The following is a 24,738-nucleotide window of genomic DNA, read 5'->3' on the forward strand; positions in this document are numbered from 1 at the left end:
ACTGTCCCCTACTACTTCCTGCCAGTATAATACTTTTTGCACGAGTTTGCCTTTTAAAAATCAAAATGGATGAATAGTATTCAACTTGTAAAAAATGTTCAAGTTAAGACAACTATTTCGAAAGATGATCACCACTGCGGACTGGTTTCTGTATAAAAACTTTGCAAATTGTAGGCTGGGTGTGATATGATTTCACTCTATCAAAATGGTTGGCAGACGTTGCCTACCTCGTTTATGTTTCTAAAATGAACAGCTAACACTATAGCCATCCTGGATGTGGCGTCAGATACAGCAACTCACTCATGCCTTCATGAGGGGTTATTCAATTTAAAAAAATGAACCCGGGTTCATTGCAAGCCATTGGCCTCGGGTTTCTGACAAAAAAATGGTAATTAATATGTTAAGCAATCAGTTCTATTTATTTCGTAACCGTTCGTTCAGCCTTTTTACTGCCAGCTGCATGATGGCCATGTTCGGCAACGGTTTGACTTACATCATCATGGTATGGACCTTGATGCATTTCAGTGCTTCGGTGGTGTCTACCGCTTTGTTAATGACCTGCTTCTGGTTACCTAATGTGTTGCTGGGGCCGTTTTTTGGTGTGATTGCGGATCGCTACAATCGTAAATTCCTCCTGCTTTTAGCCAATGGTTTGCGGGCGGCCTGCCTGTTTGGCTTTGGCTTTCTGGCACAAAACCACATGACGGCCTTTTCCATTTATGTGTTAGCCGCCGTGATTGGTTCCCTGTTGGCGGTGTATATTCCAGTCGCCATGACCTTTGTCAGGGAAATTGTCGATAAAAAAGATTTGCTTTATGGCAATGCGACCGTTGATATTGCCTATGAGATCGGGGCGGTTTTGGGCATGGGTGGTGCGGGTCTGATTCTGGCCATGACGTCCTCTTCGGCCTGCTTCATTATTAATGGTATCTGCTATCTATTGGCCATGCTGCTCCTGTTTGGCATTCAATACCGCCGCAACCAGGATGAGCATGAGAACAGGGATTCGTTATTTACCCAGTTTATTGAAGGCGGACGCTATGTGCTGGCCAATACCCCCTTGCTGCTCATCTACCTGGTTCAGGGCTTGTTCTTTGTCTGCATGATGACCGCGCCCGTGTTGCTTGCGCCATACGCGAAAGGCATTCTGCACAGCAATGTCACCCAGTTTGGCTGGCTTGAAGCCATGTTTTCGCTGGGGATTATCATCGGTGGTTGCATCAGTCCCTGGCTGGCTACGCGGTTTTCCATTCCGAGAATTATTCTTGTCCAGGTTGTTCTTGGTACAGTCTCGTTTTATCTCTTTAGCCATACCCAGAATACCCATTGGGCGATTTTTTATCATTTCCTGATTGGTTATTCCTTTTCAGCCTGGGCTTTATTAACCACGCTGGCTCAGGAAATGACGGCGCTGGAGTTTCAGGGCCGCGTGCAGTCTCTGTTCAACAGCGTTTCCGGTGTGGTGATTATTCTGTTTTATTACCTGCTGGCGCAATGGAAGAGTATTCCGGTTAACCAATTGTATTTTGGCGAGATGGGGCTGTTGCTGGCGGCTGGCGTTTTACTGCTGTTAATGACGATAAGCCAGCGCCGCCGGGACAGCCGATAGCCCTGGTATGGGTGTTGCCGGTTGCGGTGGTTAATCCAATACGGCCTGCACAGCCAGGTATTCAAGGTAGCGTTCAATGAGATCACGTATGGGTTTGGCCAGAGCGAGCTCCGTGGCCGCGATCGGATGAACCCATTGGCCCCGCGGTTGTTTAAGGCTGTGATTGACGGAAGATCCCGTATGAACCAGATGCGCTTCCATGTGTAAATGAAAATGGCTGAAGGTGTGTTTGATGGACGTTAATTTCTCAATCTTTACGATGTTAAAACCATAGTATTCCTCGATAAAAGGCTCCACAGGGCTTTCTGTATCCAGACTGGGCAGACACCAGAGGCTGCTCCACAACCCTTTCGGCGGGTTTTTTTCAAGGTAAATCTCCTGGTTGTCGCGGCAAAGCAATAAAAACTGCCGATGCCTGACCGGGAGTGGCTTTTTCTGTTTTTTGAAAGGGTAGTCGCTGACTTTCCGATGATGGAAAGCAAGGCAGTTGGCCTGCACGGGACAACGCTCGCATCCCGGGTTTTTACTGGTGCAGCAGGTCGCGCCCAAATCCATGATGGCCTGGGTGTAATCGGCACACCGCTGCAAAGGCATGCAGTCTTGGGCCAATTGCCAGAGTTTATTTTTCACGTCCGCCTTCTCCGGCCAACCGTCCACCATAAAATAACGGCTTAAGACCCGCTTGACGTTGCCATCAAGAATGGCCGTGGGGCGATTAAATGCCTGGGAGGCAATGGCTGCGGCTGTGGAAGGACCAATACCGGGAAGCTGGGCGAGAACCGTGATCTCCTGTGGGAATTCACCGCCATACTCGCTGGCAATGAGCTGGGCTGTCCGGTGCAGATTTCGTGCCCGGCTGTAATACCCAAGACCGGACCAATGGGCCATGACCCAATCTTCGCCCGCCTCGGCCAAATCATGCACGGTCGGGAAGTGGTGCATAAAACGGTCAAAATAGGGGAGAACCGTTTGCACCTGCGTTTGCTGCAGCATGATTTCCGAAACCCAGACACGGTAGGCGCTTCGCGGGTGCTGCCAGGGTAAATCCTTGCGGCCATACTCATCATACCAGGCTAAAAGCGGCAGGCTGAACTGCTTAAGCAATGGGTTCTGCATATTAATGTAACATAGCCTTTAATTGATTGTGCACGGCTTTAACCGGCATGGTCAGGGTTTCGGTGATGAAGGTCTGCGTCAACAACGGGTTTATTTTTTTCATATCCGGCAGGATTAAGGGTTCAATGAGGGTTCCTTTCACCAGCAGGGGAATGGCGCCGCCCAGTAATTGCTGAATTTTATCAGCGTTTTCATTTTTAAAGATTACCTTGGCCAACAGGGTACCGGACAGAGAATAATCCAGCAGGTTCATTTGGCCGCCGCCTTTCAATTGCAAACGGTTGGTTTGCAGAACGAATAAATGACTGTTTAATAAACCGTTTTCAATCCGATATTGGGAAGCCATGAGCTTAAAGTCGGTATTGCCCTTAAAGAAAGCAGCGTTAGTCAACGTTTCCTCGGGTTTAGCCGGCTGGTCCGTGGCGGATTGATTAAGAAAAAGAGAATTAATCCGGGCATTGGTTTCCTGAATCATCTGGTTGACATTCATTGCCATTAATGTGCCGTCCTTTACCGTGATATTGCCTTTGCCGGTGATGGACTGAGGCCATTTGAAATCGTGCAGATCAATGGCGGTATGCAGGGAAAAATCAAGGCGTCCTTTCAAAAGCTTTCTGGCAAAAAGGTCATGAATCAGCCTATTGCTGTCTAAATCGGTAGCCGTCTGGTTTAATTGAAGCCTCGCCTGTTGCGGATCATAGTGCAAATCGCCGACTGATTCGCCGCGATAAAGACTCAGGGTGAGGGGGTTTAAATCCAGAATCCCTTCTTTGTAGGACGTATTCGCCTGCAGGCGATCGACTTTCAACTGCTGAATGCTTAAGTCCAGCAGCGTCAGTTGCCCAAACAAGGGCAGGGATTTAAGCTCCGCATCCGAAAGCCACTGCGCTGTCAGCCGAGTATTTCCCTTAAACAGGAACTGCGTGTGCGCAAACGGTTGCCCCTTTTTATTGACGGTGACCTTGCTTTTTAACTGGAAGGGGAAGGATTGCTGCCGCAGGTTGAATTGCTCCGCGCCAATTTGCAAACCGGAGAAGATCACCTGACTCTGGTCGCGGGTTAAGATTAATTTACCATGGCTGAGCATTACGTTTTTTATGGCAAATTGATGCGCCAGGGGTTCAATCCCACGAGGCGGTTTTGCCTGGGTCGGGGGACTGATACGATTCGCACGCTGGTCAATCTCGACTGTAAATCCATCGACGTTCAGTTCGCTAAACACGAGATTACCCCGTAACAATTGCGTCAATTTAAGATTAAGCAGAAGGTTATCGATGGTGATGGCAAAAGGAGACGCACTGCGTGGATCGCCAATCTGGACATGAGTCATTTTGATTCGCGGCCTCGGAAAAACATGCCAGCTCACGTCACCCTTGATTTGGCCGGATTCATTCGTCAGCCGTTGCAGTTCCTCATTAACGTAGGCCTTGATGGTGTCTGGTTTAAGCGAGTTGACGACGCCCCACATCACCATACAGGCCAGAAAAAGGGGGATCAAAAGAGCAAGGACCAGTTTTTTGAGGGTGGTCATGATTTAACAACAGAATAAAAACCGCAAGCATATACAATACGCGATGACTGTCAAGAACAAAACCATTTTTATACCATGGCAGCATCCTCTGCCGGCCATTATTTTTTCTTTTTTGGGGCGTGGACAGACCGAGTAGGCTAAAAAAATCTATTGCAATTTAATTTTGATGGAGTTAACCTGATAGTCTTCCCCCGAGAAAAGTGGAAGACAAGGCGTTTTGATTTTGCTTTAGTTTTACTCAGGATGAGTCAATTAAAACAAGGAGAGCGTCATGCAACCAAGTCAATGGGAAATAATTGTTCTCAAACCCACTAAGGTTTTTTTATCTTTCCTGGCCGCTCAAATAAACGACATCGATTTACCCGATTTACGTTTACTTCAAACAGACAACACGGCTTATGTTATAACAAAACAAACGAATGATGAAGAGACTTTAAACGAAATTGAACGTCATTTTCCTACAATGTTCAGACACGAAATCTGCCGTTGGTTGGGAAAAGAGGCCCGTAACGACATCGAAGGAAGTTTCCTGGATTTTCTTTGCTGCTTTAAATTTGAACTGCATTCCCACATTGTGCTGATGGAAGACTCCGTGGCTGAAGGCCGCCAACTGCTTCGTGTCAGACCCCGTTCCGTGTTATTGAAATGGATGAAAACGGCGGTTGAGGATGACCATGAATTATCCAATGTGCTTGAGCGAGTCAATATTTCACACCTGGCGGAAAATGCGACCGTCGTAATTAAGAATTTTGATCGCCTCGCTGAAATCAAACCCTTCCTGAAAGAATACTACCGTCCCATTTTTGAAGCGGAAATGCTGCGCATGTGCGATCGGGAAGAACAATGGCCTGACATTGATTCCTACCAGGCATTCAGCCGCTATTTTACGGTTGATATCCACACGCAATTGATTCACTTGCAATAAGGAGAGTGAGCATGGAACCAGTCACTATTGCTATCATCTGCGCGGCAGTATTTGGTGTAGTCGGGATTCTTGCCGCTTTTATTCGACAATTATTAATCAGCCGGGATAAAAATTTAAACGATCAGGCTCAATTGCGTGCTTTGGCACAGGAAGCGGCAGAATTAAATAAGCTCCGCCAGCAAATGGCCAGCAATAAACGCTTTGACTCCCATTACCAGGCTTTAGGATCCAACAAAGAAGCCATTCAATACCTTGATCAGAAAATTGAAGAGATTCTTAAAAAGAAAGAAGAACTGATCCATCGCTATGCCGAGGTGGCGATTAAGGAATCGGAAACCATCATTTCCGGTGAACAAGCGCCTGGACGCAAGGAAGCCTGCGATAAGCTTAAACGCGAAATCGACAAGGAAATCGAGTTTTACGACAATGAGCTTGCCTTGCTGCAAAAACGCCGTGCAGCGCTTTGGGACAGCCACGCGGAATTGCAGGATTACCTGCTTGATCAGGAAGGGCGGCGCAATCGCCATCTGGATACCATTTATCAGCGTCACACGGGACTGCTGGAAAAAATTTACCTGCGCCATAACTACAACAGCGAGCATGTCGCCAGAGACAGTTTAAAATCAACCACGTCCACGTTTAAATCGGCGCTGATGTTACCTTTTGAGTTTTTGCTGGGCTTTTTCAGAATATCCAGCGGCATTGATCCGGAACAGGCCAAAAGAGAAGCTCAACGACGTGAAGACGTTGCTGAGGCTGAAACAGATATCAATGAAAGCGATGAGAACACCAAAGAGGACAGCAGCGACAATTCCGCCGATGACGCGTCAACGGATGAAAAAACGCCTCTCAGGAAACACCCTAAAAAAGTGGAATTCGCCGTCAGTTGATCAAAGCCTTCATCGCCCTCTCCCCAACCCTCTCCTGGGGGAGAGGGGCTTATCAGGATAACGTAACCCCTCTCTAACCTCCCCCCTCTCCGGGAGAGAGAAGCCAAGAGAGCCCGTCAATTATCACTTCTAGCCAAATAGTTACGATTTTTAATGGTCAAACGCCTTAAAATAGTGCATAATTCAACCAATGATATCAGAGGATGATCCAAGTGGTTTATATTAGGCGTGACAAAAGCGGTCAAATCACCGCCATTGCCGAGCAGGAGGATGAGCAGGCAGAGCAACTGCCTCTCGATAATCCGGAAATTATCGAATTCCTCAGTCGTTGCGAGGGCCACGATCGGTATAAACTCATCCAGTCCGATCTGCAATTGATCCGGGTTTTGGAAGACTTGATTGACGTTTTAATCAGTAAAAATATAATTACGATAACCGATTTTCCTAAATCTGTTATTGATAAGTTATTGGCCCGCCAGAGTATTCGCAAACGTTTAACTGGCGCTATTGGTATGGAGTTTGGGGATGATCAATAAATTTTTTCGCAGTGCTGTTTTTTCGTTGTCGTTACTTTGTTTACCTTCGCTTCACGCAACCAATCTGGATGATCTGCTGCCTAGTGAGCGCAATACCATCGAGGTGTTTCAACGCTTTTCGCCCAAGGTCGTTTATGTGCATCGCTTAGCCAATGTCATTAAACCGACGGCGAATCATGCCTACCAGAAAGCCCATGTTCCTGCGGGTGCAGGTTCCGGCTTTATCTGGGATGAGAAGGGGCATATTGTCACCAATTACCACGTTGTCCATGGCGCGGATCAATTGAGCGTCACTATTGATAACCGGACGGTCCCCGTCAAAGTCATTGGTTCTGAGCCCCGTAAAGACATTGCGGTATTGCAGATTACCTCACCCCAGGTGCTTGAAAAATTAAAGGGGTTTAAACCGTTTGAGTTAAGCCGCACCGGCGATCTTCTGGTGGGGCAAAAGGTCATCGCTATCGGTAATCCCTTTGGCCTGGATCACAGTCTGACGATTGGGGTGATTTCCGCCTTGGGCCGTCAGGTGCCCGGAGCGGGCGGGGTGACGATTCGCGACATGATTCAAACCGATGCGTCAATCAATCCGGGTAATTCCGGCGGCCCCTTGCTCGATTCAAAAGGGCGATTGATTGGCATGAATACCGCGATTTATTCCAATTCCGGTTCATCAGCCGGTGTGGGCTTTGCGGTGCCGGCCGATGACATTCAGCGTATTGTACCGCAACTGATTAAAAATGGCCGTGTGGTATTGGCCGGTATTGGCATCCAGCGTGTGGAGCCCAGTATCGCTACCCGCCTTGGCATTGTTAAAGGCATCCTGATTGCCGATGTATTGCCCAATACGCCGGCAGCAAAGGCAGGCCTGCGCGGAACACATCGCGACAATTGGGGACGTATTCAACTGGGCGACATTATTGTTGCGCTGAACGGTCATCCTGTAAAAAATTACGATGCGCTTTATAATCTACTGACGGATATTCAAGTGGGCGACGCCGTGAATCTGACCATTAACCGTCATGGCAAACAAATCACTCAGAAAATCAAAACCATTGATATCGCAGCCTATTAATTCCTTTCTGTCGGGCCCTCCGGGCCCGATTTGCTGTCAATAACCGTATTGCTCGCGATACGCCTGCATGCGTTTCACTTCTTCCTTCGCGCCTTCGTCGTTCAAATACTCCACCAGGTCAAAAAACGTCACGATGGATAACACCTGGATGCCCTGCGCTTCAATTTCCGCCACAGCCGACGTGTTGCCTGTACCACGTTCGCAACGATTAAGAGCAATCACGACAGTGGATAAGTGCCCGCCGTGCGTTTGAATGTGGTGTTGCGCCTCGCGAAAGGCGGTGCCTGCCGAGATCACATCGTCAATCATGACGGTCTTGCCTGAAAGGGGCGCGCCGATTAATTGACCGCCCTCGCCATGATCCTTGGCTTCCTTGCGGTTAAAAGTAACCGTGGTGTTAACGCCGCGTTCCGACAGCGCCACGGCTGTGGCTGTCGCCAAGGGAAGGCCTTTGTAGGCGGGACCGAACAGGTGTTGGCAATCAATTCGATGATCGATAATCACCTTGGCATAAAAATGACCAAGATGCCGCAGCGAGTCACCCTGATAGAACAGGCCAGCATTGAAGAAATAAGGGCTTTTCCGTCCAGATTTAAGGGTAAATTCACCGAATTTGAGTACATCACAGGCCAGGGCCATGCGAATAAACTCATTTTTAGAGTAAGTCATCACAGAATTGTTCATACTGTTCAAAATAACGAGCCTCCACCTCAATATTAAAAAAAATCGTTAACAATCAATAAAAAACTGATATGCTAAGAGTATGCCAGTTGGGTCTGGCATGACGACGTATCCATTGTAGCGCAAATTTGATGGTATCAGGGTATTCCTTAAGGGTTGTCCGAGCAATTTGAACTGGAGTGGATACTAAAGTATTAGTTCTACCCTTCCAGGTAGAGGAGCTAAAGACAAAGGGGATAGTGAATGTCGCAAAGAGAAAGTGGCCATGTTAAATGGTTCAATGAAAAAAAGGGATTTGGATTTATTGTCAATCAGCAGGGTGATGACATATTTGTACATTACAAAGATATCCAAGGCTCTGGATTTAGAACTCTCCATGAAAACGATACCGTAACTTTTATTCTTGACAAGGGTCCCAAGGGATATAAAGCACAGGATGTTGTGATTGTCAGCGAATAAGTCTTTGCGAAAGCTGCAGATGGTTTAAATCTGCAGCAGTTCAATAGCTCTGGCTTGACCACCCCTCTTAAGAATCGCTATGATCGAATTTCCATGATTGTGGCAGCGGGGAACTCAGGTGAATGCGAATGAACGGGTTGCGGTGATCACTGGCGCTGCCAGCGGTATTGGCTTGGCGTTAACTCAGGCCTGTATCAGGCGAGGCATCCATGTGGTCATGGCCGATAATGACGTCAGTACGCTGTGTGATCAGGTGGAACAACTCAGTGCTGCAACCTCTACCGACGTGCTGGGTGTGGTGTGTGATGTGTCGCGTCCGGAAAGTTTAAGGCATCTCGTTAAACAAACCTTCGAACGCTTTAACCGGGTGGATTTGCTGTTTAACAATGCCGGCATCAGCGGCCACTTTGCCCCGGTGTGGGAATTAACCAGCGAGCATATCCGTAAAGTCATGGATGTGAATCTTTTCGGCGTCATTCATGGGCTCCAGGCTTTTTTACCTGTGCTGTTCAAGCAGGAGCATCCCTCCCATGTCATTAATATGGCCAGTTTCTATGGGTTATGCAGCGGCTCGCAAATGGCGGCCTATGCCATGTCCAAACATGCCATTGTGGCCTTGTCCGAATCCCTGCACTTTGATTTGCAGCGGTTAGAGAAACCCGTGGCTGTCTCGGTGGTTTGTCCTTCCTTTGCCAATACGCCGTTGTTATCCCATTCCGCACCGCTTCATGTCGACGCGCTGCATACCATGCTTGAGGAATTAATTGCCCGCAGCCGTCCTGCTGAAGACGTGGCGGAGCATATTCTCAAGGAGGTCGAAAAGGGTACTTTTTACATCTTGCCCGATCGGGAAGTGAAGGAGTATTGTGAACAACGGACCCGAGCGATTATCGAACAGGACCCGCCCCATCAGCATAGTCTGGAAAAGATTATTTCCTCATTAAGCCGCCGCGCCGCGTTGAGGGAAGAGAAAACCAATGATTAACTGGTTTTAAACTATTCAATGGATGCTAATCCTTAGCTAAGGAAAGAAACATGAAAATTGCATTGTCTGCTTTCGTTTTAACGGTTTTTTCATCCTGGGCTTTTGCGGATGATTACAAAGTCTACTGGCGTTGTCTCGATGGGCATTTGGAAGCAATGGAAGCGCATGCGAAATTAAACGGGGAAGAAACGCCTTTGTATATTCATTATCAATCGACAAGACAACCGGCCTGGCAATCGACACCGATCAGTTTAAGGAGTCTGGTGAGTTTGCCGGTTAACACTCAAAACGGTGATTTTGTCGTGCTTGGCAACCAACGACAATGGTTACTGAATTGCGTGGGAGAAGTGCATCATAATCCGGTTTATCATCATGGGAATGTGATTTTCAACGTGACTCGCAATGCCTACAGTTGCCCGTTAATCCCGCAGGAATGTCATGTTAACCCGTCAGCCAATAAGCAGACAACGCCCTGACTCCCTGGGAGTAAGGCGTTAGACGCAGGAGCCATTAAAGAAACTGGGCGGGGCGCTTGCTTTCATCCTGCGGGGGTGAGATGGCTGTGGCGCTTGAAGTCTGCCTCAGCAGAGGCTTTTCGGGTAAAAGCTGAGTTGACGGCCTGTAAAACTGCCAGGCAATGGGTTCTGATTTTTTCTCGTCACTGACAGGAGTCGCTGCTTCAGAAGCATTGAGGCTTTTCTCCAAAGCAGGAGGACTAGCGGCCAAAGCGCGGGTTGACATGATCCGATCATCGCCGGCACTCTCGGCTTGCGAAATCTGTTTGCTTAATTCTGAATGGCTATGGGAAGGCTCGGAGGGTTGTTGTGCAGAAGCAAGCGGTGTTGACAGTTGCCTTCTTAATAAAGGAGAACGATCATTTCCCAACGTCGGCTTGGTAAAAGCGTGCCAGGACGCGCTCTTTTCAGGCAGCTCATTGACCGGCTGAACAGTCGCTGCAGCTGACGGTATGGGTTGTGTGATCAGCAGCTGACAGTCGCTAATGCAGTCCAGGTTAGCCGTCAGGACAAAATTGGATTCTTTCGCTTCTTCATAGGTACGGACCAGCCTGCCTTTGCCATTGGCGGGGGATTTCTGCTGGAATCGTTCAGATGCCAATGTATCGGTAGCCAGGTGCTTGACGGTGGCTTTGTATTTTTTGTCAATTTTTCCAGTGCCCTGAACAGGAGGGTAATCTTTCAGGGAGCCTTCTCCGCAATATTGTTTAATACGCAGGCACAGGTTACGCGGAAGTCGATGGGGATTTTGCTGGAAATAGGCATGAAGTTTGTCAAGAATGTCGTCCCGATCATCATAGAAATAAAAATCCAGGGTGTCTTTGGGGTGTTGTTTGGCGAACCGATGGATTTGGGCATAGAGCAGTGTCAACTTGCTCTGGTCATGCAGCCAATCCTTAAACGGGCCATGTTTTATTTTTTCCCGATCGTAATGCGGACTGTCCTTTTCCAATAAAGTCAGGGCTTCATTAAACGATTCCCCCGCTTTGCGCTGATGGTAGAGATCCGTTAACAGAAATTTGTCCAGTTTTACCTTCAGAAACTTATTTAAATAAGCAGTGAGTTGCATCAGGTGTGGAAAGGCAGAACCCGTGTCATTGCGGTGTGCATTGGCGGCATCATCGCTGATGGACTGGCGGTTGGTGCCCGCATAAAGCGTGGTGCTTTCATAGCCTTCGGCGTTGTTTGCAATCAGATCCAGCAAGGCTTTATTGGCTCTAATGACATCCTTGTGGCGATGAAAATCACCGTTAAAAATTGCACCGTCAAAATCCAGTGAAATCGCGCGAATTAAAGCCATAAAGTCTCTTTTTCATAAACTAAAGGGCCTATTAAACCACATTGTTGCTCTAAATTGTAGCAATTTGCCTTTCAAAATAGATCATTTGACTTTACCGGCTATTACCAGTAAGTTGCTCACTCTTGTCGAAAGAAGGGAGCCGTATGGCCTTGCGTGAAGCTTATCTTTTGAAAAAAAGGACTTTTTTACCCTTGTTTATTACCCAGTTTTTCGGCGCATTCAATGACAATGCGTTTAAACTGTCCATGCTGACTTTGATCAGTTACCATCTTGCTTCTTCACAATCGCATTCTGAATTTTATCAGGCGCTCTCCGGCGGGTTATTCATTCTGCCGTTCTTTTTATTTTCAGCGACCAGCGGCCAATTGGCGGATAGGTACGATAAAGCCATGATGACCAGGATTATCAAGGTGTTCGAGCTGGTGCTGATGATTATCGGCAGTTTGGCTTTTTCAGCCCAAAGCATGACGCTGCTTCTGCTGGTATTGATGGGCATGGGCATCCATTCCACTTTTTTTGGGCCCATCAAATACGCCATCCTGCCCGATCACCTGCCCCGCGAGGAGTTGCTGGGTGCCACTGCCTTGATTGAAGCCAGCACATTTATTGCTATTTTGCTGGGCACTACCCTGGGCGCTTTGACCATAGGCACAACCCACTCGCATGTGGGATATGCCGTTGGTCTTGTTTTGAGCGCTGCTGTTGCCGGCATGGTAGCCAGTTGGTTCATCCCGCCCGCACCGGGCAAAGTCACCGTGGCTATCGACTGGCATGTCTGGCGGGCTACATGCACCATGATGCGTCTGACCTTTGCTAATCGTATTACGTTACCGGCTATCTTGACGATTTCCTGGTTTTGGCTGATTGGCGCAGTCATAACGACCAAGCTGCCGGATTATACCCATTATGTCCTGCGTGCGGATACCTCGGTTTTCGCGCTGTTTCTGGCGATGTTCTCCATAGGCATTGCTTTGGGTTCGCTGACCATTGGCCGCTTCCTTCAGGGGACCATCACCCTGAAGTATGTACCTCCGGCCATGTTGCTGCTGTCCTTTTTTGCCATGAATCTTTATTGGGTGACCCCCGCCGTGGATGAGAATTTGCCTTTACAATCCTTAGGCCGATTTCTGCTGCATTTTTCCAACTGGCCTGTCACGCTTGATTTTTTTCTGTTTGCTTTCTCAGCGGGCCTTTTTATTGTGCCCCTCTACACCTTCATCCAGGTCAGTTGTCCTGAACACGAGCGTGCACGCACGGTGGCGGCGAACAATATTTTAAATGCCCTCGCCATGGTCGTTGGCAGTGTGGTGTTAATGGTGCTTATTCATTTTAAAATGAGTATCGCGTTTTTGTTTTTATTGCTGGGTGCCCTCAATGCGGTCGCCGCCATTGTCCTCTGGCGGGTTATACGCCGCCATTAACTTCGGGTTTGCCAAGGCGAATCGCTCAGCAAACCGGAAACGTCTTTATCTCAACCAGTCGCGCGCCGGTAAAAAGTCGCTGTACAGTCGAGCTTCGGGGGTGTTTGGCTCCGGTTGCAGGTTGTATTGCCAACAAACTTCCGGCGGCAAGGACATGAGAATGGATTCCGCCCGACCGTTGGATTGCAGACCAAACAGGGTGCCTCTGTCGTAAATGAGGTTAAATTCGACATAGCGGCCTCGTCGGTACAGCTGGAATTCCTTCTCACGTTCCCCATACGGCATGTCCTTTCGTCGGAGCACAATGGGTTGGTAGGCTTTGAGGTAATGATCGCCCACACTGCGCATGAGGGCAAAACTGTTTTCAAAACTGATTTCATGATAATCATCGAAGAAAAGTCCGCCGATGCCGCGCGCTTCATTGCGGTGCTTGATGAAAAAATAGCGATCGCACCAGGCTTTAAGGCGAGGGTACAGATCATCGCCAAAAGGTTGACAGGCGGCTTTGGCCATTTGATGCCAATGACGGCAGTCTTCTTCAAAGCCGTAATATGGGGTTAAATCGAAGCCGCCGCCAAACCACCATACGGGCGGCTCGTTTTCCTTTTCAGCCATAATAAAACGCACATTGGCATGCGACGTGGGAACGTAGGGATTTTCAGGATGGATAACCAGAGAAACACCCAATGCCGTGAATTGCCTGCCGCTGAGTTCCGGACGCAGGAGGGTGGCTGAAGGCGGCAAACTTTCTCCATGCACGTAAGAAAAATTAACGCCGGCTTTTTCAAACACATTGCCTTTTTCCAACACTCGGGACATTCCACCGCCACCGCCTTCACGTTCCCAGGCGTCCTCAACAAAAATGCCTTTATCGTCAATGGCTTGTAAAGATTGGCAGATTTCTTGCTGTAATTGCAACAGGTAATTTTTGATTTGTTCTACAGCATCGGTCGGGAGGGAAAGGCTATGGTCGCTCATAAATTTCTCGCTGTAATGGAAACGTTTGGCCGCTGCCTATACTACCAAATTACAGGGATTTGGCATAGCAATTGCTTTGCTAAAAAGTAAGTCAGCGTGAGGAGGGAGCATGACAATTGATTTGGACAGCTATCTGGGCGTGCATGCCAAAGCATTACTGATCCGCGACCAGCGGGCATCGCAACTGGCAAACAACCTGGCTAATGCTGATACACCCAATTACAAAGCAAGAGACATTGATTTTAATGAGACGTTAAAACAGGCGATGTCGTCATCGTCAGCTAACAGGCTGATTACTGACCAACCTGGTCACATTGTGGCCAAAAATGGCTATTCGTCTCAAATCATGTACCGGATTCCAACCCAATCATCGCTGGATGGTAACACAGTGGATAAAGACATAGAAACAACGGAATTTTTACGCAACTCACTATCGTATCAGGCCAGTTTAACGTTTTTGGACAGCAAGATAAAAAACATGATGTTGGCATTGAGAGGGGAATAATATGTCATTGAACACGATATTTGATATTGCCAGTTCTGGGCTGGTTGCTGAAACGACCCGGATGTCAACCACTGCCAGCAACATGAGTAATGCCAATGTGGTGGCAGGTAACCCGGATGATGTTTACCGTCCACAATATCCGCTTTTTCAATCCGTGCAGGAGCAGGCGAATCTGTCCATACGCAATGCCATTGCCGGAAAAACCGCGGGAGTGCAGGTGGCGGGGATTTATGAAAGCGAGCTCGAACCGGTTCTTCGCTACGACCCCGGCAATCCTCTCGCCAACGAAGCCGGTTATGTGTATGTACCGAACGTCAATTTGGTCGGGGAAATGGCAAACATGATCTCGGCTTCGCGGGCTTATCAAGTCAACCTAGAAGTGATTAGCTCCGCTAAACAGTTAATGCAACGAACACTACAGTTGGGACAGTAAGGAGTTTAAATTATGGCTTCCATTAATGGAATCAATACCAACGTGAACATGCCTGGCGTGCCGACTACCAGCGGCAATCAAAGTCTTGGGCAAAAAGATTTTTTGCGCTTGATGATTGCCCAGGTACGTAACCAGGACCCCATGGATCCAAAAACAAACGGTGATTTTTTAGCGCAATTAGCGCAATTCAGCACCAATGACGGGATCGCCCGTATGGAACAGTCCATTTCCCAATTGGCTTCGTCTTTGCAATCCAATCAAGCCTTGCAGGCGTCTGCTCTGGTGGGGCGCAAAGTACTGATACCGAGCAGCACATTCAAGTTGGGTGCGGAAGGCGAGGCCAATGCGGCAGTTGATATTCCAGCGCCGGTCTCTAACCTCGCGGCATCCATTTACGGTGAAAATGGCGAGTTGGTGCGCACCATCCCTTTAGGCACCCACGAACTGGGACTATTCCAATTCAGTTGGGATGGCATGAATCAGAAGGGTGAACGTATGCCAGCCGGTAAATACACCATCAAAGTCACCGGCAATTTCCAGGGCCAGGAAGTGGCCTTAAAAACCATGGTGGCTGCCAATGTTGACAGCGTGAACCTCGGTCAGAATGGGGAAGGCGTTCGCTTGAACGTGGCAGGTATTGGTTCAGTGGCTTTAAGTGACGTTCGACAAATTACTGCTTAATCAGTAATCAATGCGTTTTATTGATTTTTAATTGGAGGATAACGCTATGGTATTTGGAACAGCAATCAGTGGTCTTCAGGCTGCGACCAGCGACTTGGAGGTTATTGGCAATAACATCGCTAATGCCTCCACAACTGGTTTTAAAATGTCCAGAGCAGAATTTGCTGATGTTTATTCCACTGGTGCTTTTGGCGGGGGTCGGTATGCAATAGGCAGCGGCGTTCGTCTTTCGCGTGTCCAGCAGATGTTTGGTCAGGGGTCCTTGTCATTTACCAATAACAGCCTGGATTTAGCCATAACCGGTTCCGGCTTCTTTACGCTAAACAGCGGCGGTACTCGCCTTTATTCCAGGGCCGGTTCCTTTGGCGTCAGCGATGACGGTTTTGTGGTGAATGCCACGCAACAACGGTTGGTGGGTTATCAGGCGGATTCCAGCGGCAACATCACCACCACGGTGGGCGATTTGAGTATCAACACGTCCAATGTGCCGCCGAATGCCACCACCAATGCGCAAATCGGTGTGAATCTGTTTGCAAACAGTACCCCGCCTTCTGTGGCCTGGGTCGGTGGAGCGACGCCGGCTACGGACACCTACAATAATCCCACGTCATCCACGATATACGACAGCCTGGGTAACTCCCATGTCTTGACCATGTATTTTATCCGTGCTGATGCAGCCGCAGCAGCGGGTACGCCCAATGCTGCGTCTCCACCGGGTACTCAGAACCAATGGTACGTGGCATTTCAGATTGATAATCAGAACGTGCCGGCTAACGTGGGTCCCAACAACACGGACAACCTGTTTCGAGTCAACTTCAATGATGATGGAACATTTGCCAGTGCCACGGATACGAGCAACAACCCCTTGGCCAATAACCTGATTCCCCTGACTCAGACCTTAAGTAACGGAGCGCAACCCCTGAACTTTACAGTCGATTTTTCTGACAGCACTCAGTTCGGCAGCCCGTTTGCTGTGCAATCCAATGTTCAAAACGGCGTGACAACCGGCCGTCTTGAAGGATTGGACGTCGATGAGGAAGGGATTATTTTTGGACGCTATACCAATGGTCAGTCACGGGCCATGGGGCAGGTGCTGCTAGCCAATTTCTCAAACCCTGACGGGTTGCAAAGCATCAGCGACAATAACTGGGCGGAAACGTCTTCTTCCGGACAGCCGCTGGTCGGCGTGGCAGGTACCGCAAGCCTGGGTCTTATTCAATCCGGGGCGCTTGAAGGATCGAACGTGGATTTAACAGCGGAACTGGTCAAGATGATTACCGCTCAACGTAATTTCCAGGCGAACGCGCAAGTGATTCAGACTGGCGATGCGATGGCGCAGACGATTATTAATATTCGTTAACAGGATACGGGCTTCAGGTCACTAATAAGAATAATAAAGACGGGAGTCAATGATGGAACCCATTCTGTATAATGCAATGCACGGCTCGCAGGTTAATTTTGACCGTCAGACCATTACTGCCAATAATTTGGCTAATGCCAATACCCCGGGATTTAAAGCCGATTTATTTCAGGCCGAATCGATGTTTGTGGTGGGGCCTGCCATCATCGATCAGGCTATACCCATTGAAGAAGCCAACGGCACTAATTTTTCGCAGGGTGGAATCATGACCACCGGCCGCGATCTGGATGTGGCGATTCAAGGTCCGGATGGCTGGTTTGCGGTACAGGATGCTCAACGCAAAGAAGCCTATACCCGTGCGGGGGATTTCCACTTGACCTCTACCGGCATGCTGGTCACGGCTTCCGGGCTGCCGGTTTTAGGCGATGGCGGGCCGATTTCCATTCCGCCTGCGAAAAGCATCAACATTGGTGCTGACGGCACCATTTCCATTGTGCCCCTGGATGGCGATCCGAGAGAAGTATCCGTGATTGATCGCTTAAAAGTAGTCAAAATCGAACCCAAGAATCTGACCAAAGGCCTGGATGGTTTAATGCACCTTTCCGGCGGCGCCGCAGTACCTGATCCCGCCATTCGCGTCGTTAATGGCGCGCTCGAAGGCAGCAATGTCAATGCCGTCACGGAAATGGTCAATATGATAGCGGCTGGCCGCGAATTTGAGGCCCAGCTTCAAGTCATGCAGACCGTGGACGAGAACGCCCAGCGGTTGGCACAACTATTGCAAGAGTAAGACAGTAATTCAGTAGGCAATGACAAGGAATAGCCATGGAACCAGCACTGTGGGTGAGTAAAACCGGTCTTGATGCGCAATCCGAAAACATCACAAACATCGCCAACAACCTTGCCAACGTCAGTACCACCGGATTTAAAAAAGGACGTGCCGACTTTGAGGATTTGATCTATCAAAACCTCCGTCAGGCTGGCGCCTTATCAACACAGAATACCGAAATCCCAACCGGTATTTATATGGGAACAGGGGTGCGTCTGGTGGCTAACCAGAAAATTTTCACCCAAGGCCCTATCCAAAACACCAATAACCCGCTGGATGTCGCTATTTTAGGGCGTGGGTTTTTCCAGGTGCTGATGCCTGATGGCAGCCAGGCCTATACCCGCGACGGCACGTTCATGCTTGATTCGCAGGGACAAATTGTCACCGCGAACGGTTATGTGGTGCAGCCGCCCATCTCTGTGCCTGAACAGACGCAAAACATTACTATCGGTTCCGACGGGACGGTCAGCGTGGTTGTTGCGGGAAACAATGTGCCTACGCAGATTGGCACCATGCAACTGACGGATTTTATCAACCCCGGCGGATTACAACCCATCGGTCAGAACCTGTATCTGGAAACGGTGGCCAGCGGGGCTGCGCAGACGGATAACCCCGGAAACTCAGGACTTGGTTTGTTACAGCAGGGGTCGCTTGAAGCGTCTAACGTGAATGTGGTTGAAGAACTGGTCAACATGATCCAGGCGCAACGGGCCTATGAAATCAATGCGCGAGCCATTGAAACCGTGGACAGCATGATGCAGTTTCTGACTCAGACTCTTTAATTAGGTAGTGATCATGAGGATTAAAGGATTGGTTGTAAGCTTATCGATGGCCGGCCTGCTTTCAGGCTGTGAACTCTTAAACCCTCCGGCGCCTGGTAACTCCCCCGACTTTGCTCCAACCTATCCGGTAACCCCGGATAATAAGCAGGGCAGGGTGGCGCAAGGGGCAATTTATAATGCTGAAACCGCTTTGCCTTTGTTTGAAACCCCAAGAGCGCGTCACGCCGGCGACATTGTGACTGTGCTTTTAGTCGAGAAGACCGATGCGCAGAAAAAAGCGACAACCATGCAGACTAAAAATGATAAAAGCCAGATCGTGAATGGCTCCTTCCTGGGGCGGCCGATCGCGCTTGGCGCAGGCTACAGCCTCGATTTCGACTTAAATGCCAAACGGCAATTCATGGGAGATGCCCGATCCATTCAGAACAACAAACTGGCTGGCAGTATCTCCGTAACCGTGGCGAAAGTGTTAGCCAATGGTTCCATGCTCATTCAGGGTGAAAAATGGGTATCCATCAATCAGGGGCATGAATACGTTCGTGTATCCGGGATGATAAGACCGCAGGACATCAGCCCTGACAACACGGTGCGTTCTGATCGCATCGCCAATGCCCGTATTGCCTACGGCGGTACTGGTCAGGTTAATAATGTCAATGCCCAGGGTTGGTTCTCACGATTCATCTGGGGCCCCTTCTTCCCGGAATAACAGGGTAGAAGACGGATTAAACAGGATAGAGTTATGCATAAATGGAATGCGTTATTACAGGGTTTTTGTCTGCTTGTGCTGGTTCATACGGCGGCGGCGGAGCGCATCAAGGATGTGGCTAATTTAGCCGGGGTCCGCACCAACCAGTTGATTGGTTACGGGCTGGTTGTCGGGCTGGACGGGACCGGCGACAAGTCAGGGACACGCTTTACTGAACAAAGCTTCGGCAACATGCTGACGCAGCTCGGCATTAATATTCCTCCCGGCACCAAGCTTAATTCCAAAAACATTGCTGCGGTCATCGTCACGGCTAACCTGAATTCGTTCATGAAGAAAGGTCAGACCATGGATGTCAATGTCTCATCCATCGGCGATGCGCAAAGTCTGCGTGGCGGCACCTTGCTGATGACGCCATTGAAAGGCGCGGACGGCCGGGTTTATGCCATGGCGCAGGGCCATCTGGTGGTCGTGGGTCTGAGCGTGACCGGTGATGATGGGACTAACGTCACGGTCAACGTGCCAAGCGGCGGCCGCATACCCAATGGGGCAACGGTGGAAACCGACATCCCCAACCCGTTCTATTTTTCCAAGACCCTGACCTACAATTTAAATTCGCCAGACTTTACCACCGCCCGCCGTATGGCCGATGCCATTAATCAAACCATGGGCCCGGGGACAGCGAGACCCATTGACGCTGCCTCCATCGAAGTCACTGCGCCCAAGCGCATGGGGCATCGTGTGGATTACGTGTCCGTCCTTGAAAACATCGAATTTACCCCCGGGGACGCGGAAGCCAAAGTCATCGTCAATCCACGCACCGGCACCATTGTCATTAATCAACTGGTTCGTGTGAAGCCGGTCGCCGTCTCGCACGGTAACCTGGTGGTGACGGTCAGTGAAAACCCCTTGGTCAGCCAACCCAATCCTTTTGCGGCTGGCAACACGGTGGTGACGCCTGAAAGCCAGATTGATATTTCTCAAAAATCAAGGACTTTCGTTTTTGCTCCCGGCGCGACACTGCAGGAGTTGGTGAAAGCCATCAATGCCGTGGGCGCGGCACCGGGCGATCTCATCGCCATTCTTGAAGCGTTAAGGCAGGCTGGCGCATTAAATGCAACGATTATTATCATCTAGCGTAAAGGTGACTTTATGACAGCAAACGGCGTGGCGATGACTGATTTTAAAGGCTTGCAAACCCTGCAGCTTAAGGCACGTAATGATTCAGAAAAAGCGTTGCCCGAGGCTGCAAGACAATTTGAAGCGATTTTTCTGCAGGCGATGATTAAAAGCATGCGGGCGCAGCATTTTGTCGAAGAGGGCACGGTTTTTCGTACTAAATACGAGCAAACGTTCCAGGAAATGCTGGATGGCCAATATGCCTCAGAAATCACCAAAGGCCCTGGTATTGGTCTTGCGGACATGCTGACTAAACAATTGAGCAAAACCATCTCACGTCAGAGCCTACCTCCGGGCGAGGGGGCTCAGGGCTTTCCCCTGCACGTTAATCAGGGTTTCCCTCTTAAGGCGGATCATCAAGGCTTTGCTTTACCGAAAGCGGCCTCTCCATCCTATTCTTTACCACTGAAAACCCATACCGGCTACCCCTTGCAGCACCAGGCCGCGCTTCAGCAGGCCTATGCGGTTAAACCGCCTTTAAAACCGCAATCACCAGCGGCTGATCAGGGAAAAACAGCGCAATCCATTGATGAATTTGTGAAATCCATCTGGCCTTATGCGCAACAGGCTGCCAGCATGCTGGGCCTTGATCCCAAGTTGCTGGTCGCTCAGGCTGCCCTTGAAACCGGATGGGGACAATACGTCACGCGGGATGAAGACGGCAGCAGCAGTAATAATTTTTTCAACATAAAATCAACAGGTAAACAGCAAAATGAAGCAGTCGAGGTAAAGACAACCGAGTATGTTGCCGATATACCTGTAAAGACGAAGGCTTCTTTCAAGAAATATTCGTCTGTTGAGAACAGTTTTGCGGATTATGTCTCGTTAATTAAAGACAACAGCCGTTATGAGCAGGCTTTAGCAAACGCGAATGACCCACATCGTTTTATTAAAGCCCTTCATGACGCAGGTTACGCTACTGATCCCCGGTATGCGGATAAAATTTTATCCATTTACCATGGGGATGAGTTACAACAAGCGCTGGAAAGGATTGGTTATACCATGGAATAAACCTGTCCTTCGATGTCTGGCGGCACATTATGGGAGTCGATCATTATGGTGGGAATTTTCGGTATTGCAACCTCAGGTTTAAATGCGTTTCAGCGTGCCCTGGATGTGGTCGGTACTAACATTACCAATGTCAAAAATCCCAATTATACCCGGCAAACGGTGCTCTTTGGTCAGTTACCCTCGCAACGTTTTGCAGGGTCGTACATTGGCAGCGGTGTGGTCATTACCGACATTCAACGCCACGCGGACCGTTTTGCCAACCAGCAGGTGCGCGATACCCTGGCGTCTAAAACCCAATACGAAGTGTTCTACGAGCAGGCGGCACAAATCGATAAACTGCTGTCTCAGGATGGCACCAACATTACCGCTAACCTGCAGAATTTTTTCAATGCCCTTTCGCAGCTTAATGATGCACCGGACAGCAATGCAGCCCGTGATGTGGCGCTCAAACAAAGCCAGACTCTGGTTGAGCAGTTCAGAACAATGCAGCAACGCCTTGATGAATACCAGCGAAATAACAGCACTCAATTAAGGGAAGCGGTTGAACAGATTAATGTGTACGCTAAAACCATTGCCGATATCAATCAGAAATTGACGGTGAACCAGAATGCGCCGGATTTGCTGGATCAACGGGATGCGGTACTTAAAGAACTGTCCAAATTCACCGACGTCAGCATTGTTGAACGGGTGGACGGCGGCATTGATGTGTCCATTGGGACCGGTGAAATGCTGGTGATGGGCACGGATGCGCGAAGGCTTCTGGTGAATTCAAGCGGTTCCAACCAGTTGAATGCCCAGATTCTTCTCGATAATGGCGCCGGGGTCGTTGACATTACCCGCAATATGCAGGCCGGCATGATCGCGGGCCTGCTGGGCTTTGAAGACGATATCATGGTGCAGGCCAGTCAGGTTCTTGGGCAAATGGCCATGGGTCTGGCGTCAGCCTTTAACACCCAGCATCGTCTGGGGATGGATTTAAACAACCAGTTGGGACAAAATTTCTTTAACGATTTTAATACCCTGTCCGCTCAACTGGCCCGTTCAGTGGCAAACACCAACAATACCGGTACCGGCGTGTTGTCGGTTGAAATCAGCGACATCAGCCAGGTTAAAATCAGCGATTACCAGTTGTACGTTACCGATACCGGGACGAATGAAGTCCGCGTCATCCGCCGCTCTGACGGCCAGGCGACCACCTTGAACTGGACCAGTTCACCGCCTGCTCCCCCGGCGGGTTCCGTGACCATCGACGGCATGACGATTACGGTGGATAACATCGCTAATCTCGCCAATAATGACTCGTATACCCTGACCCCAACCCGTGGCGCTGCGCGGGATTTGACACTGAATCTCACCGATGCGAGACAGCTGGCTTTCGCCTCCCCGGTACGGACTCAAGCGGCTTTGACGAACACAGGCAGCGGCGGCATTCGCCTTGGCAATGTATTAAACACAACCGATGTGAACAAGGATTTCCGCATCGAATTCATCTCGCCTACGCAATACAACGTGGTCAATGTCACCGATTCCGTCACTTCCGGTCCATTTACCTTCACGCCAGGCACGGAGAATACTGTGATGATTCCCAATGCCTTGACGCCTTCGTATTCGGTGGTGTTATCGGGTGTGCCGGCGGCCGGGGATCAATTCACCGCCTCCTACAATACCGGCGGCATTGCGGATAACGGCAATGGGTTGAAGCTGACAACGATTCAACAGGACCAATTGTTTGAGGGGGGAACGCAAAATCTGTTTGATCGTTACTCCAGTTTAATCGGTTCAGTCGGGGGAAGAACAAATCAGGCTAAACTAAATAGCGAATCGGCCGATATGTTATTTAACCAGGCTGTGGACCTGCGCGATAGCAAAAGCGGTGTTAATCTGGATGAGGAAGCCGCAAACCTGCTGCAATTGCAACAAGCTTATCAGGCGGCTGGCCAGTTGCTCTCCGTAGCCAAACAGATGATGGATATTCTCTTTGCAGTGATGAGGTGATTTCATGCGAATTTCATCAAACCAGATGTTTACGCGCGGCTTAAACAACATGCTGAAGCAGCAGGCCGATGCTTTGCGCATTCAGCAGCAATTGTCTTCAGGTAAGCGGGTGATGTCGCCTTCCGATGATCCCATTGCCGCGGCTAAAATCGATTTGATGAATCAACGTATTTTTTTTGGCGAACGCCTTGAACAAAACCGCCAGAACGCCGACGGGGCGCTTAAACAGGAAGAAAGCGTCATAGGCAACATGGCGGGTGTGGTTCAGAAGTTAAGGGAATTGCAGGTGCAGGCGGGAAATGGATCGTTGACCGATTCCGCCAGAAAAGCACTGGCGGATGAAGCACAGAATTTACTGGATCAATTGCAGGGTTTAGCCAACACCCAGGACAGCAACGGGTATTACATGTTCAGCGGCAGCCGCTCCGAGGCGCAAACCATTTCCCGGGATATGAACGGTCAATACGTCTATAACGGCGATCAAACCCAACGTTTTCAAGCCATCAGCAGCGGTCTGCAGGTGGCTTTGAATGACACCGGTGATGATTTGTTTATGCGGGTTCCAAGCGGTAATGGCCGATTCACCGTCTCTGAAACCGCAACGCCCAATACCGGCACCGCGGTGGCCACCTCAGGCAGTGTGGTGAACAATGCCGCCTATGTTGCGGATGATTACACAATCCAGTTCGCATTAAACACCCAGAATCAGCTGGTGGTCATGGTCAGCGGTGCGGCAAGCGGCAATGTTATCCCCGCAACCGGTTTACCAGATGACGCGCCTTTGTACACGGACGGCATGGCGGTGAGTTTTAACGGCATTGAAATTAACGTGACAGGAACGCCAGAAGCCGGGGATGCCTTTGCTGTAGCCCCGGCCGCCAATGAATCCATTTTTTCGACAGCCGCGCGCATGGTTGCGAACTTAAGGCAACCCTTTGGAGCCCCCAGCGACAAAGCACGCGTATTCACGGAGAACAATCAGATCCTTGAACAATTAGACAGTGGTCTGGGTAATCTGCTGGACTTTCAGGCGCAGGTGGGCGCTCGTTTGAATCAATTGGATGTGGCAGAAAAAGTGAATATGGATCTGATCGACATCAGCAAGGAAACCAAATCCCGGCTTGAAGATGCTGATTTGGAATCGCTGGCTGTGGAGTATCAATTGCAGATTACCTATCTTCAGATCGCACAGAAAACCTTTGCCAGCCTTCAGGGCTTGTCTGCCTTTAATTTCATATAATT

At 49.4% G+C, this 24,738-nt stretch carries 25 protein-coding genes; 20 read left to right on the plus strand and 5 right to left on the minus strand.

From position 1 onward, the window contains the following. The first annotated feature begins 397 nt into the window (after positions 1-397). Complete coding sequence (locus Lrub_RS06455) at positions 398-1,609, plus strand: MFS transporter (RefSeq protein WP_058531348.1); 1,212 nt, start codon at positions 398-400, stop codon at positions 1,607-1,609. A 30-nt stretch (positions 1,610-1,639) separates the two neighbouring features. Here Lrub_RS06455 and mutY read toward each other — a convergent pair whose 3' ends face one another. Both mutY and Lrub_RS06465 read right to left on the minus strand, forming a co-directional pair. Next, positions 1,640-2,725 carry an A/G-specific adenine glycosylase gene (gene mutY, locus Lrub_RS06460; RefSeq protein WP_058531349.1) on the minus strand — a complete coding sequence of 362 codons (1,086 nt, stop codon included), beginning with the start codon at positions 2,723-2,725 and terminating at the stop codon, positions 1,640-1,642. 1 nt (position 2,726) lies between these two features. Next, positions 2,727-4,256 (minus strand): AsmA family protein, encoded by a 1,530-nt coding sequence (locus Lrub_RS06465; RefSeq protein WP_058531350.1) that lies wholly within the window; start codon positions 4,254-4,256, stop codon positions 2,727-2,729. A gap of 271 nt (positions 4,257-4,527) precedes the next feature. On the opposite strand from Lrub_RS06465, the gene Lrub_RS06470 reads away from it, so the two are divergent. The 4 genes from Lrub_RS06470 (at position 4,528) to Lrub_RS06485 (ending at position 7,679) form a co-directional block, all read left to right on the plus strand. Next, the gene (locus Lrub_RS06470; RefSeq protein ID WP_058531351.1) at positions 4,528-5,181 is read left to right on the plus strand and encodes a hypothetical protein; all 654 of its coding nucleotides are present in this window, start codon (positions 4,528-4,530) and stop codon (positions 5,179-5,181) included. Between the two features lie 11 nt (positions 5,182-5,192). Then, a complete protein-coding gene (locus Lrub_RS06475) occupies positions 5,193-6,071 on the plus strand; it encodes a hypothetical protein (RefSeq protein ID WP_058531352.1) in 879 nt (292 codons plus the stop codon). 212 nt (positions 6,072-6,283) lie between these two features. Beyond that, positions 6,284-6,607 (plus strand): hypothetical protein, encoded by a 324-nt coding sequence (locus Lrub_RS06480; RefSeq protein WP_058531567.1) that lies wholly within the window; start codon positions 6,284-6,286, stop codon positions 6,605-6,607. Then, a complete protein-coding gene (locus Lrub_RS06485) occupies positions 6,597-7,679 on the plus strand; it encodes a S1C family serine protease (protein WP_058531353.1) in 1,083 nt (360 codons plus the stop codon). Before Lrub_RS06480 ends, Lrub_RS06485 begins: the two co-directional genes overlap by 11 nt. Positions 7,680-7,715: 36 nt before the next feature. Here Lrub_RS06485 and pyrE read toward each other — a convergent pair whose 3' ends face one another. After that, a complete protein-coding gene (gene pyrE, locus Lrub_RS06490; protein WP_058531568.1) occupies positions 7,716-8,348 on the minus strand; it encodes an orotate phosphoribosyltransferase in 633 nt (210 codons plus the stop codon). A gap of 255 nt (positions 8,349-8,603) precedes the next feature. Between pyrE and Lrub_RS06495 the strand changes: the two genes are divergently transcribed. The 3 genes from Lrub_RS06495 (at position 8,604) to Lrub_RS06505 (ending at position 10,280) form a co-directional block, all read left to right on the plus strand. Further along, positions 8,604-8,819, plus strand: a complete 216-nt coding sequence (locus Lrub_RS06495; protein ID WP_058531354.1) for a cold shock domain-containing protein — start codon at positions 8,604-8,606, stop codon at positions 8,817-8,819. A 118-nt stretch (positions 8,820-8,937) separates the two neighbouring features. After that, on the plus strand, positions 8,938-9,804 hold the full coding sequence (locus Lrub_RS06500; RefSeq protein WP_058531355.1) for an SDR family oxidoreductase: 867 nt from the start codon (positions 8,938-8,940) through the stop codon (positions 9,802-9,804). Between the two features lie 50 nt (positions 9,805-9,854). Further along, on the plus strand, positions 9,855-10,280 hold the full coding sequence (locus Lrub_RS06505; RefSeq protein WP_058531356.1) for a hypothetical protein: 426 nt from the start codon (positions 9,855-9,857) through the stop codon (positions 10,278-10,280). A gap of 34 nt (positions 10,281-10,314) precedes the next feature. Here Lrub_RS06505 and Lrub_RS06510 read toward each other — a convergent pair whose 3' ends face one another. Next, positions 10,315-11,619 (minus strand): hypothetical protein, encoded by a 1,305-nt coding sequence (locus Lrub_RS06510; protein ID WP_058531357.1) that lies wholly within the window; start codon positions 11,617-11,619, stop codon positions 10,315-10,317. 143 nt (positions 11,620-11,762) lie between these two features. On the opposite strand from Lrub_RS06510, the gene Lrub_RS06515 reads away from it, so the two are divergent. Further along, entirely contained in the window at positions 11,763-13,040 is a 1,278-nt protein-coding gene (locus tag Lrub_RS06515; RefSeq protein WP_058531358.1) for an MFS transporter, read from the plus strand. A gap of 45 nt (positions 13,041-13,085) precedes the next feature. On the opposite strand, the gene hemF is transcribed toward Lrub_RS06515, so the two are convergent. Then, entirely contained in the window at positions 13,086-14,018 is a 933-nt protein-coding gene (hemF, locus tag Lrub_RS06520; RefSeq protein ID WP_058531359.1) for an oxygen-dependent coproporphyrinogen oxidase, read from the minus strand. A 109-nt stretch (positions 14,019-14,127) separates the two neighbouring features. Here hemF and flgB point away from each other — a divergent pair, with 109 nt between their 5' ends. Genes flgB through flgL form a run of 11 tightly spaced genes read left to right on the plus strand, consistent with a single transcriptional unit; the run spans position 14,128 to position 24,736 of the window. Beyond that, a complete protein-coding gene (gene flgB / locus Lrub_RS06525) occupies positions 14,128-14,523 on the plus strand; it encodes a flagellar basal body rod protein FlgB (protein WP_058531360.1) in 396 nt (131 codons plus the stop codon). 1 nt (position 14,524) lies between these two features. Then, positions 14,525-14,956 (plus strand): flagellar basal body rod protein FlgC, encoded by a 432-nt coding sequence (gene flgC, locus Lrub_RS06530; RefSeq protein WP_058531361.1) that lies wholly within the window; start codon positions 14,525-14,527, stop codon positions 14,954-14,956. A gap of 48 nt (positions 14,957-15,004) precedes the next feature. Continuing rightward, the gene (locus Lrub_RS06535; protein WP_237760771.1) at positions 15,005-15,637 is read left to right on the plus strand and encodes a flagellar hook assembly protein FlgD; all 633 of its coding nucleotides are present in this window, start codon (positions 15,005-15,007) and stop codon (positions 15,635-15,637) included. A gap of 46 nt (positions 15,638-15,683) precedes the next feature. Next, on the plus strand, positions 15,684-16,997 hold the full coding sequence (gene flgE / locus Lrub_RS06540) for a flagellar hook protein FlgE (RefSeq protein WP_058531363.1): 1,314 nt from the start codon (positions 15,684-15,686) through the stop codon (positions 16,995-16,997). Positions 16,998-17,049: 52 nt separating this feature from the next. Then, complete coding sequence (gene flgF / locus Lrub_RS06545; protein WP_058531569.1) at positions 17,050-17,787, plus strand: flagellar basal-body rod protein FlgF; 738 nt, start codon at positions 17,050-17,052, stop codon at positions 17,785-17,787. Positions 17,788-17,822: 35 nt separating this feature from the next. After that, positions 17,823-18,608, plus strand: coding sequence for a flagellar basal-body rod protein FlgG (gene flgG / locus Lrub_RS06550; protein WP_058531364.1), 786 nt, complete (start codon positions 17,823-17,825; stop codon positions 18,606-18,608). A gap of 13 nt (positions 18,609-18,621) precedes the next feature. Further along, the gene (locus Lrub_RS06555; RefSeq protein WP_058531365.1) at positions 18,622-19,314 is read left to right on the plus strand and encodes a flagellar basal body L-ring protein FlgH; all 693 of its coding nucleotides are present in this window, start codon (positions 18,622-18,624) and stop codon (positions 19,312-19,314) included. A 33-nt stretch (positions 19,315-19,347) separates the two neighbouring features. After that, positions 19,348-20,448, plus strand: a complete 1,101-nt coding sequence (locus tag Lrub_RS06560; RefSeq protein ID WP_058531366.1) for a flagellar basal body P-ring protein FlgI — start codon at positions 19,348-19,350, stop codon at positions 20,446-20,448. A 36-nt stretch (positions 20,449-20,484) separates the two neighbouring features. Then, the gene (gene flgJ, locus Lrub_RS06565) at positions 20,485-21,501 is read left to right on the plus strand and encodes a flagellar assembly peptidoglycan hydrolase FlgJ (RefSeq protein ID WP_420324348.1); all 1,017 of its coding nucleotides are present in this window, start codon (positions 20,485-20,487) and stop codon (positions 21,499-21,501) included. Positions 21,502-21,546: 45 nt separating this feature from the next. Continuing rightward, positions 21,547-23,496: a flagellar hook-associated protein FlgK gene (flgK, locus tag Lrub_RS06570; RefSeq protein WP_058531570.1), complete on the plus strand. Its 1,950-nt coding sequence runs from the start codon at positions 21,547-21,549 to the stop codon at positions 23,494-23,496. A 4-nt stretch (positions 23,497-23,500) separates the two neighbouring features. Further along, the gene (flgL, locus tag Lrub_RS06575) at positions 23,501-24,736 is read left to right on the plus strand and encodes a flagellar hook-associated protein FlgL (RefSeq protein WP_058531368.1); all 1,236 of its coding nucleotides are present in this window, start codon (positions 23,501-23,503) and stop codon (positions 24,734-24,736) included. The last annotated feature ends 2 nt before the right edge of the window (positions 24,737-24,738 follow it).

The organism is Legionella rubrilucens, assembly GCF_001468125.1.
In the GTDB taxonomy this organism is placed as follows: Bacteria; Pseudomonadota; Gammaproteobacteria; order Legionellales; family Legionellaceae; genus Legionella_C; species Legionella_C rubrilucens.

What these genes read in the sequence shown, in the direction of transcription:
- Lrub_RS06455 (WP_058531348.1), top strand. Translation starts at nt 398, where the DNA reads ATGTTAAGCAATCAGTTCTATTTATTTCGTAACCGTTCGTTCAGCCTT.
- mutY (WP_058531349.1), bottom strand. Translation starts at nt 2,725, where the DNA reads ATGCAGAACCCATTGCTTAAGCAGTTCAGCCTGCCGCTTTTAGCCTGG.
- Lrub_RS06465 (WP_058531350.1), bottom strand. Translation starts at nt 4,256, where the DNA reads ATGACCACCCTCAAAAAACTGGTCCTTGCTCTTTTGATCCCCCTTTTT.
- Lrub_RS06470 (WP_058531351.1), top strand. Translation starts at nt 4,528, where the DNA reads ATGCAACCAAGTCAATGGGAAATAATTGTTCTCAAACCCACTAAGGTT.
- Lrub_RS06475 (WP_058531352.1), top strand. Translation starts at nt 5,193, where the DNA reads ATGGAACCAGTCACTATTGCTATCATCTGCGCGGCAGTATTTGGTGTA.
- Lrub_RS06485 (WP_058531353.1), top strand. Translation starts at nt 6,597, where the DNA reads ATGATCAATAAATTTTTTCGCAGTGCTGTTTTTTCGTTGTCGTTACTT.
- pyrE (WP_058531568.1), bottom strand. Translation starts at nt 8,348, where the DNA reads ATGACTTACTCTAAAAATGAGTTTATTCGCATGGCCCTGGCCTGTGAT.
- Lrub_RS06495 (WP_058531354.1), top strand. Translation starts at nt 8,604, where the DNA reads ATGTCGCAAAGAGAAAGTGGCCATGTTAAATGGTTCAATGAAAAAAAG.
- Lrub_RS06505 (WP_058531356.1), top strand. Translation starts at nt 9,855, where the DNA reads ATGAAAATTGCATTGTCTGCTTTCGTTTTAACGGTTTTTTCATCCTGG.
- Lrub_RS06510 (WP_058531357.1), bottom strand. Translation starts at nt 11,619, where the DNA reads ATGGCTTTAATTCGCGCGATTTCACTGGATTTTGACGGTGCAATTTTT.
- Lrub_RS06515 (WP_058531358.1), top strand. Translation starts at nt 11,763, where the DNA reads ATGGCCTTGCGTGAAGCTTATCTTTTGAAAAAAAGGACTTTTTTACCC.
- hemF (WP_058531359.1), bottom strand. Translation starts at nt 14,018, where the DNA reads ATGAGCGACCATAGCCTTTCCCTCCCGACCGATGCTGTAGAACAAATC.
- flgB (WP_058531360.1), top strand. Translation starts at nt 14,128, where the DNA reads ATGACAATTGATTTGGACAGCTATCTGGGCGTGCATGCCAAAGCATTA.
- flgC (WP_058531361.1), top strand. Translation starts at nt 14,525, where the DNA reads ATGTCATTGAACACGATATTTGATATTGCCAGTTCTGGGCTGGTTGCT.
- Lrub_RS06535 (WP_237760771.1), top strand. Translation starts at nt 15,005, where the DNA reads ATGCCTGGCGTGCCGACTACCAGCGGCAATCAAAGTCTTGGGCAAAAA.
- flgE (WP_058531363.1), top strand. Translation starts at nt 15,684, where the DNA reads ATGGTATTTGGAACAGCAATCAGTGGTCTTCAGGCTGCGACCAGCGAC.
- flgF (WP_058531569.1), top strand. Translation starts at nt 17,050, where the DNA reads ATGGAACCCATTCTGTATAATGCAATGCACGGCTCGCAGGTTAATTTT.
- flgG (WP_058531364.1), top strand. Translation starts at nt 17,823, where the DNA reads ATGGAACCAGCACTGTGGGTGAGTAAAACCGGTCTTGATGCGCAATCC.
- Lrub_RS06555 (WP_058531365.1), top strand. Translation starts at nt 18,622, where the DNA reads ATGAGGATTAAAGGATTGGTTGTAAGCTTATCGATGGCCGGCCTGCTT.
- Lrub_RS06560 (WP_058531366.1), top strand. Translation starts at nt 19,348, where the DNA reads ATGCATAAATGGAATGCGTTATTACAGGGTTTTTGTCTGCTTGTGCTG.
- flgJ (WP_420324348.1), top strand. Translation starts at nt 20,485, where the DNA reads ATGACTGATTTTAAAGGCTTGCAAACCCTGCAGCTTAAGGCACGTAAT.
- flgK (WP_058531570.1), top strand. Translation starts at nt 21,547, where the DNA reads ATGGTGGGAATTTTCGGTATTGCAACCTCAGGTTTAAATGCGTTTCAG.
- flgL (WP_058531368.1), top strand. Translation starts at nt 23,501, where the DNA reads ATGCGAATTTCATCAAACCAGATGTTTACGCGCGGCTTAAACAACATG.